This window comes from Mycobacterium sp. shizuoka-1, from assembly GCF_002723835.1.
Lineage (GTDB): Bacteria > Actinomycetota > Actinomycetes > Mycobacteriales > Mycobacteriaceae > Mycobacterium.
The window spans coordinates 1-7636 of sequence record NZ_BEWG01000123.1; the positions used below are offsets into that span (position 1 = coordinate 1).

General features: G+C 65.1%; 11 protein-coding genes. 5 read left to right on the forward strand and 6 right to left on the reverse strand.

Going from position 1 to position 7636, the window contains the following annotated elements; all coding sequences use genetic code 11:
• Window positions 1–224 precede the first annotated feature (224 nt).
• Genes istB through MSZK_RS29820 form a run of 3 tightly spaced genes read right to left on the reverse strand, consistent with a single transcriptional unit; the run spans window position 225 to window position 3094 of the window.
• Entirely contained in the window at window positions 225–1016 is a 792-nt protein-coding gene (gene istB / locus MSZK_RS29810) for an IS21-like element helper ATPase IstB (RefSeq protein WP_099252133.1), read from the reverse strand.
• Window positions 1017–1041: 25 nt separating this feature from the next.
• Window positions 1042–2649 (reverse strand): IS21 family transposase, encoded by a 1608-nt coding sequence (istA, locus tag MSZK_RS29815; RefSeq protein WP_099252134.1) that lies wholly within the window; start codon window positions 2647–2649, stop codon window positions 1042–1044.
• Window positions 2627–3094 (reverse strand): MarR family winged helix-turn-helix transcriptional regulator, encoded by a 468-nt coding sequence (locus MSZK_RS29820; RefSeq protein WP_158230660.1) that lies wholly within the window; start codon window positions 3092–3094, stop codon window positions 2627–2629. The genes istA and MSZK_RS29820 overlap by 23 nt, the downstream gene beginning before the upstream one ends.
• A 70-nt stretch (window positions 3095–3164) precedes the next feature.
• Between MSZK_RS29820 and MSZK_RS29825 the strand changes: the two genes are divergently transcribed.
• The gene (locus MSZK_RS29825; RefSeq protein ID WP_099252136.1) at window positions 3165–4337 is read left to right on the forward strand and encodes a macrolide family glycosyltransferase; all 1173 of its coding nucleotides are present in this window, start codon (window positions 3165–3167) and stop codon (window positions 4335–4337) included.
• Between the two features lie 266 nt (window positions 4338–4603).
• Here MSZK_RS29825 and MSZK_RS29830 read toward each other — a convergent pair whose 3' ends face one another.
• Both MSZK_RS29830 and MSZK_RS29835 read right to left on the reverse strand, forming a co-directional pair.
• A complete protein-coding gene (locus MSZK_RS29830; RefSeq protein ID WP_099252137.1) occupies window positions 4604–5080 on the reverse strand; it encodes a hypothetical protein in 477 nt (158 codons plus the stop codon).
• On the reverse strand, window positions 5077–5361 hold the full coding sequence (locus MSZK_RS29835) for a hypothetical protein (RefSeq protein WP_099252138.1): 285 nt from the start codon (window positions 5359–5361) through the stop codon (window positions 5077–5079). Before MSZK_RS29835 ends, MSZK_RS29830 begins: the two co-directional genes overlap by 4 nt.
• 150 nt (window positions 5362–5511) lie before the next feature.
• Here MSZK_RS29835 and MSZK_RS29840 point away from each other — a divergent pair, with 150 nt between their 5' ends.
• The 3 genes from MSZK_RS29840 (at window position 5512) to MSZK_RS29850 (ending at window position 6767) form a co-directional block, all read left to right on the forward strand.
• Window positions 5512–5748 (forward strand): hypothetical protein, encoded by a 237-nt coding sequence (locus tag MSZK_RS29840; protein ID WP_099252139.1) that lies wholly within the window; start codon window positions 5512–5514, stop codon window positions 5746–5748.
• Window positions 5749–5778: 30 nt separating this feature from the next.
• Window positions 5779–6066, forward strand: coding sequence for a hypothetical protein (locus MSZK_RS29845; protein WP_099252140.1), 288 nt, complete (start codon window positions 5779–5781; stop codon window positions 6064–6066).
• A 311-nt stretch (window positions 6067–6377) separates the two neighbouring features.
• The gene (locus tag MSZK_RS29850; RefSeq protein ID WP_099252141.1) at window positions 6378–6767 is read left to right on the forward strand and encodes a hypothetical protein; all 390 of its coding nucleotides are present in this window, start codon (window positions 6378–6380) and stop codon (window positions 6765–6767) included.
• A 23-nt stretch (window positions 6768–6790) separates the two neighbouring features.
• Here the strand turns inward: MSZK_RS29850 and MSZK_RS29855 are convergent, their stop codons facing one another.
• A complete protein-coding gene (locus MSZK_RS29855) occupies window positions 6791–7048 on the reverse strand; it encodes a hypothetical protein (protein WP_199203544.1) in 258 nt (85 codons plus the stop codon).
• A gap of 362 nt (window positions 7049–7410) precedes the next feature.
• On the opposite strand from MSZK_RS29855, the gene MSZK_RS29860 reads away from it, so the two are divergent.
• The coding region (locus MSZK_RS29860; RefSeq protein WP_142390031.1) for a hypothetical protein at window positions 7411–7636 on the forward strand (226 nt) is incomplete at its 3' end.

A 7636-nucleotide genomic window follows, 5' to 3' on the forward strand; every position in this document is an offset into this window, starting at 1 on the left:
ACGCAACATACTCAGGGCTGGACTGGCCCTTCACACCGCAACCGCGGCGTAAAAGAAGCCGGTCGCTTCCAGCGGCCGGAGAAGTCACCGAAGCGATGATGTCGCAACGTCGCCGGCCGCCCCTCGGCGCGCTGGTTTTGGTCGTCAATCCTGATGTCGGTTGTTCGCGAATTCTGACGTCACTCCGGGCGTCTGGGGCCTTCGTGTGTTCGTGAATGTTGGCATCACTTGTCGGTGTTGTCGCGGTTGCGGAGGGTGTGTGCGAGGCGGTAGGAGTCGGTGCCGGTTTCGAGGATGTTGCCGCCGAAGGTGAGGCGATCAACGATGGCCGCGCAGAGCCGTGGGTCGGTGAAGGTCTTGGTCCAGCCGCTGAATGCCTCGTTGCTCGCGATGCCCACGGAGGCCTTCTCCTCGCGCTCGGTGAGAACTTGGAAGAGTAGCTCGGCACCGCGCTTGTCCAAGGCCATGTAGCCAAGCTCGTCGATGCAGAGCAAGTCAACCCTGCCGTAGCGGGCGATCGTCTTAGTGAGCGTCATTTCGTCGGCGGCTTCGACGAGTTCGTTGACGAGCTTGGCGGCCAGGGTGTACTTGACCCGGAAGCCAGCCATCGCCGCCTCGGTGCCCAGCGCGATGAGCAGATGACTCTTGCCGGTGCCAGAGTCACCGATAAGGCAGAGGGGTTGTCCTTTACGAACCCAATCGCAGGTGGCCAGGGTATTGATGACGGCGGGGTCAACATTTGGATTGGCCGCGTAATCGAAAGTGCGAAGCGACTTTTCGCGAGGGAACGCCGCAGCGCGGATGCGGCGTTCGGAGCGGCGACGGGCGCGGTCATCGCATTCGGCAAGCAGCAGTTCAGCCAGGAAAGCGCGGTAGGACTGTTGTTGGCGGGCGGCGGTGTCGGCGGTTTCGGGAAAATGCTGTCGGATCGTGGGGAGCCGGAGCATGCGGCAGGCCTGGTCGATGGCGGCGTCGGCGGCTTGTTCGGTCAGTCCGCGGCGTGCGGGTGCGCTCATCGGTGGGGCCTTTCGTTTGATGCTTCTATTCGGTGGTCCGTCGGAGAAGCTGGTCGTAAGCGGTCACCGACGGTGGTGGCCGGGTGTCGACTGGCAGACGGGTCAAGCGGTGCGCTGTCAGCGACGCCACCGACGGCGGGTCAGCCGATGGTGGGCCCACGATGGCTGTGACACCTTGGGCGGCGTCGGCGGCTTTGCGGGCTTCGAGGGCAACAGCGTCGGCGGTCAACGCCCCGGCGTGGAGTGCGGCGGTGATGCCGGCCACGACATGACGGTGCTCGGTGTGGCGGTGCAGCAGAAGAACTTCGATCAGTGCACGGGTGCCGGCGGTGTCACCGTGGGCCTTGCAGGCCGCTGCCCACCACGCGTCGTGGGCAGCGGTGAAGGTGCCCGCTGCGCGGGCCTGCGCCAGCGCGGTCGCCCCGGGGAAGGCTCCGGGCTTGCGGACGAAGGCCTCCAGGTAGTGGTCTAGGTCCAGGCATGCTCCGCCTTTGGTCAGTAGTCGTTCGTGGGTTGCCGCGGGGGTGCGGCCGTCGTAGACGGTCAGATCGGAGGCGTTGAGCAGCACCCGGACTTGGCGGCCGATGAGCCGCGACGGCACGGAGTAGCGATTGGTGCGGACAGTGATCTGGGCGTAACGGTCCACTCGCGGTGTCAGCCACAGCCCGGTCTCAAATGGCTCGACGGGCAATGGTTTGAGGAGTTGATGCTCAGCGCTGAAGGATTCGGCGACGGTATGGGCGCGGTGCCCGATGCGGCGATCATCGTCAGCCCGGTCGTAGTCGTCGATGAGGTCGTTGAGTTCCCGCAACGAGCTGACCTCTGGTACGGGCACGAGGTGATTTCGCCGGAACCATCCGATATCGCCTTCCACGCCGCCTTTCTCATGCGCGCCGGTGATTCCTGGCTGGCAGTAGAACGCGTCGAGGTCGAAGTGTGAGCGAAACGCCACCCAGCGGTCCGTCTCCACACGTTGACGTGAGAACCCGATCACCTGGGCCACAGCAGCTTTGAGGTTGTCGTAGCGGACCTTGCCGGCTGGTACTCCACCGAGAACCTGAAAGGCATGCACGTGGCCTTCGAAGAAGGCTTCCTGTCCTCCGGTTGCCGACGCCCGATGAACAGCCTTGCCCGAGTAAGACATTCGCAGAGAGAACAGGTGGCAGGCGACGAGCTGGCCGCGCAGCCGCACACCGATTTCACCGAAATCAACTTCGGCTTCCCGGCCTGGCAGGTGCGTCTGCGGGACGAACGCCCCGGGCGCCCCACGACCGCATTCGATACTGATCTCCGGTCGCCGTGTGGCCACGTAGGCCCGCACCACCGGGTAGGACACGTCGTGCATGCCGTGTTCGGTGCGCAGCCGGTCGACGATCCGGGTGATGGTGTGGCGTTGTTTGCGTGGCGCGTCCAGGTCGGCGCGCAGGATGTCGTCGATCACGGGTTTGAACGCATCGAGCTTGGATGCACGGGTCGGGTAGGCGGCGCGCTGCAGCGGCCACGCCGACGCTACCGCTGCTTGCACCGTGCGCCACCCGACACCATGTTTGCGCTGAATCTCGCGGCCGGATACGCCGGCGCGGGCGTCGCGGCGGATCGCCGCGTACAACTCAACTCGGGTGTTCCGAGACATCAGCGCCTGCGAAATTGGCCATCGCGGTGATCACCCGGGTCAAGTACGTGCCCACGTCCTGCTGGGCGGCCTCGTCGAGGCTGTCGCTGATCTTGGTGAGCGCCTCCACGAGCGGGCCGATCACGGCCTGCGAACGGGCCGCGGTGGCGTCGGTGACCTCCAGGATGATTCGGCGGCGATCCGAGGGATCCCGGCGCCGGCGGATGTAACCGGCACGTTCGAGACGATCCGCCAGAACGGTGGCCGACGCCGACGACATTCCCAACCGTCGGCCCAGCTCAGCCGGCCCCGCCGGCGACAGCCCCACCAGGTGATGCAATGCCGCCAGATCGTTGATCGGCAACGTGAGTTCTCGTGCCATCAGCGCGTTGATGGGACCGGCCAGAAGGACGATCTGGCCGATCAGGCCCGCCAGATCGGTCCGCGTGGTGCTCACATCAGGCATCGCACTATCCTTAGCCATGTAATATAACTAGATATATCTAGGTAAATCTATCGGAAATGGCCGCGCTGCGATGCATGTTCTGTTCACCACTCCGCCAGCGGCCGGGCATGTGTATCCGACGTTGCCAATGGTCGAGGAACTCGTCGACCGCGGCCACCGCGCCACCTTTGTCAGCGGCGGATCGCTGGCACCCGAACTCGAACTGGCCGGAGCGTCGGTGGTCGATCTGGGCTGGGAACCCGACACCAGCGCCCTGGCCGCCACGGGGTTCACCGCGGAAACACTCAGCGCCGACCTGCGTGCGTTCCTGGCGGCCGCGCGCACCCTCACTCCAGACCTGCTCGACGTGCTCGCCGCCGACCCTCCAGACGTCGTCTGCGCCGACAGCGTTCCCCTCGGGGCGCTCCTGGCCGGCATCTTCGGGGCACCGATGGTCTCACTGATCCCGACCTTGGCCACCAACACCGAGTTCACCCCGGCGGAGCTGATCGACGGATTCACCCCAGACCATCCGGAAATGGGGCGCTACTTCGGCGAACTCACCGACTGGTTCGCGTCCTACGGCCAACCCGTCCCGCACGGGACCAACAACGAGGCCACGCCGGCATCGCCGTCGCTGGTGTTCGTGCCGCGGGAGTTTCAGATCGCCGGCGACACCTTCGACGACAGCTTTCACTTCATCGGCCCATCGGTGCCGCACCGCGCCCGCCGAACACCACCCTGGCAACCCCCGCCCAGTGGAGCACCGGTGCTGTTGGTGTCGTTGGGCACTGCATTCAATAACCGACCCGAGTTCTTCGCCTCATGCGCAGACGCGTTCGCCGACAGCAGTTTTCACGTGGTGATGGCCATCGGCGGCCATGTCGACCTCGCGGACCTTGGCACGTTGGCCCCCAACGTCGAGATCCACCGCCAGGTATCGCAACTCGCAGTCCTGCGTCATGCGGCGGCGTTCATCACCCACGCCGGGATGGGCTCAATCATGGAAGCGCTCTACCACCAAGTGCCCACCATCGCCGTTCCCCAAGTCCGCGAACAGTCCGTCAACGCCGGCCGCATCGAGCAACTCGGCCTCGGGACGAGGATCGACTCGCCAACCCCTGACCAGCTCCGGAATACGGCTGAGCGCATCGCCGCCGAGCCCACCGTCCGCGCCAACCTCGCTGCGATGAAGAACGCGATCAACCACGCCGGCGGCGTGGCGACCGGCGCCGATCTCATCGAGGCCACCGGGACGCGATAGATCCGTACACGCGAGACGTCGGATGGCCGATTGTCCAGCAAGCCACGGCGGCGTGTCAGATCACTATCGGGGACCGACGTCGACATTGACGAACAATCAACCACCCGCGGTTATCGCCGACGCCAACATTCACGACTAAACGACGTCGAGATTGGTGTTCATAACCAGCGCGCTGTCGGCGCACCCGCGCAACCGCGGTCCTGTGATGCCGGACGACGTCGTTGTATGTGCCCCAGTACAGATCACCGTCCTGGCAGTAGCGCCGATTAGAGCCGCTTCTCGTCAGCGCGCAGCCGAGCGGTCCGCTCCTGCCGCTGACGCGTGGCAGCTTCACCGACATCGGCGATCGCGTCACGCCGAGCCTGCCGGGCCCGCTTGACCGCGCCGCGGGCCGCGGCGAGCTGCGAGGTGAGCGCGGGATCGACGGTCTTGCTGCCCAGCTGCGCCCGCTGCGCGCGTACCTGCTCGAGGAGCTCGTCGACCACGGCCTGGGCCTGCTCGAGCGCAGCTTCGGCGTCCGCGACACCGGGGTAGGAGGACCATATGGCGCGCATGTCGTGTTCGTAGTCCAGCTGCAACGCGACCAGGTCTTCACGCAGATCATGGGCGAGGCGCAGCTGCGCGCGCACGACGTCGGGCAGTTGCCAGCGGTAATGGACCCCCATCGTGTGCACGGTCACCGCGGAGCCGGTCGGTTCGGCCTGATCGCTGCGGGGGGTCAACTCCTCGGGCTGATTTGTCACAGTGACGGGGCGGGTTCGATCCGCAGGATGCGGATTTCGGTGGCGTTGTCGACGGTCCAGATGATCACCCAGTCGGCGCCTTCGTCGACCGCCACGGTCTGTGCCCAGACGGTGGGGGTGGTGGTGAACTGGATCGCGCCCACCCGATGGCGTTGCGGATCGGAGTCCAGCCGGCGCAGCACCGCAGCGACCGCCTCGCGAACCGCTCGTTCGTAGGGCTGCGTGCTGGAGCACAGTGATGTCCAGCGCTGCGCCGCCTCGGGATGGAACGCTAGAGCCACGCGGTGCCGCCTTCCTTCCAGCTCGCAGCCAGCCTATACCATGATTGCCCCAATTCCCTATTACCCCGATGCGGAAATGGACGAAATGGGTGCTGACCCTATAGAGTTCTTATAGAAGAAGCGCAATCGCAGCGAGACGATGGGACGGGCATGGATTTGATCGAAGTCGACAACCGCCGCCGCATCACCCTGCCCAAAACGGCCCGCCACGACCTCTACATGGTCTCCACCAGCCCAGACGGCACCCTGACCCTCACCCCGGCAGTCGTCCGATCCGTACTGGAAGACACCTTGAGGCAACAGCCCGGCTACATCGACCAACTCGAACGCGACGCCGCAGACCCCAGCCGCGCCGTGCACTTCCCGGACTGGGAAAACCCCACCTAAACCGCCCAACACGAATGCCGGGATAGCCCAGTGCTCGAAGCCGTCGACGCCCTCCTGCGCGCCGCCCGTGAAACGCTGGGCACCGGCGCAGCTCCCTCAGGCCCGCAAACCCCCCGGCTCGGCGAACAACTCACCCCACCGGCCACCTGGCACGGCGACAGCAGCGCACGAGCCCAACAACACAACACCGACCTCGATACCACCCGATCAACGCTGCGCACCGCACACCACACCGTGTCGACTCTGGTCACCGACGCCACCTCGATCTCCCGCGACGCCCACACCCGACTGACATCGGTACAAGCAGGAACTCGATAAAAAGCACTGACCCCAATATCCGACACAGCAGAAGGACGCGCAGCACTAATCCGCGCCGCGATGACGCGCGTCGGTGAAGCCACCCAAATCATCAACGACACCGCGACCCGATTCGGCGACGCAGCCAAACAGATCCCGACCTTAGACACCAAACTCTTTCAGCCAGTAACACATCAAATCCCACCACCCCAAGCCGGCTACGTCGTCATCTGGTGCACACCAAGCGGACCAGGATTCCTCTGCGAATGGCTCTGGCCCAGCGGCAAAGTCACCACCGGATGGTGCCAATGGGATCTCACAGGAGGCCAACCATGCTGAACCCCAACAACATCAAGACCCGAGACGACATGGCCGAAGTGATGCGAGACCGCGGCGTGTGCTTCGTCTTCACACCCGTCGTCGCCGAGCAACCAGACGGCACTTGGGTGGCCCAATACCCGGGCGCCGACTGGAAAGTCACCGCCTCCGACGCCGAAACCGCCAGGCAGCGGCTGCGCGACACCGAACAAGACCGCATGCGCAACCCGGCCAACGGAGACTGGCAGGTCGCCGCGGTCCACAAATACCTCACCCAGGGCCCCATCCCCGGTGTCTACGAAATCGACGCCGAAACCGCAGCCCAAATCCACGCCAGCGGTGACGAATCCAAACTCGACGAACTCCTAGCGGACATCGACCGCCAACGCCTCACCCGACCCTGACGCCACCCCCAACATCAGCGGCTTCAGGCATCGACCGCGGATACGTGACTCTTCTCGACATGAACGGCCACCGTATGGCCGGCGCCGCGCAACCCGGCTACCGCGCGCTCGATCTTTCCGACGTCGGGTTCACGGTCGCGGCTGCCGGTGATACCCCACAGGCCCTGGCTCCGAAACCAACGAAAACCCGCCGCCTTAAGGATGATGTTGGTGCCGTCGCCACGACGGGTGCCGTGCACAAGCGTGCCTTCAGCGACGGTGTGAACGATCGCGATACTCATACGACAACCTCACGGGCGCAAGCATCTGTCGCGCGGGGAACAAACACACCGCATCGTGGCTGATTCGCACCTCATCTCGCTCAGCGTGGCGAGCCGCCTCGCAGAAGTCAACGCCAATCCCGCGTGTCCTCTTCGGGAGAGCCCGAATCGCAACGGCCTACTTCCACCGGGACAGGACAACGGTTCTGTCACTCGCCACTTCGTCAACGACGCTGTGGCCTCACGGCGGGAATCCTGGCTGGCTGATCCACCCACGCGGCCAGCCGGGCCAACGCGCAGCTCCTCTGGAAACTGTCCGAGGCGATCTCTACGGTGAAGCCATGTCGCGTGTTGCTCGCGCCGTCCAGAAACCGAGCCTGTCAATGAGAACTGAACTCGCTCAAGACCTGACGCCCGGCGACTACCTCGTCGAGTACGGAACCGCCGTGGCTGACATCAACCTCATCACCGACCCGTTCCCCGAAGGCACCCACGCAGACATCAAGCTCGCCAACGGCGACACCCTCTGGCTGCCCGGCGGCGAAGACGTCCTAGTCCGCGATGGAGATCGGCCATCGGTGCGGCCCGAGGGGACCGGCGGCTTGAGTC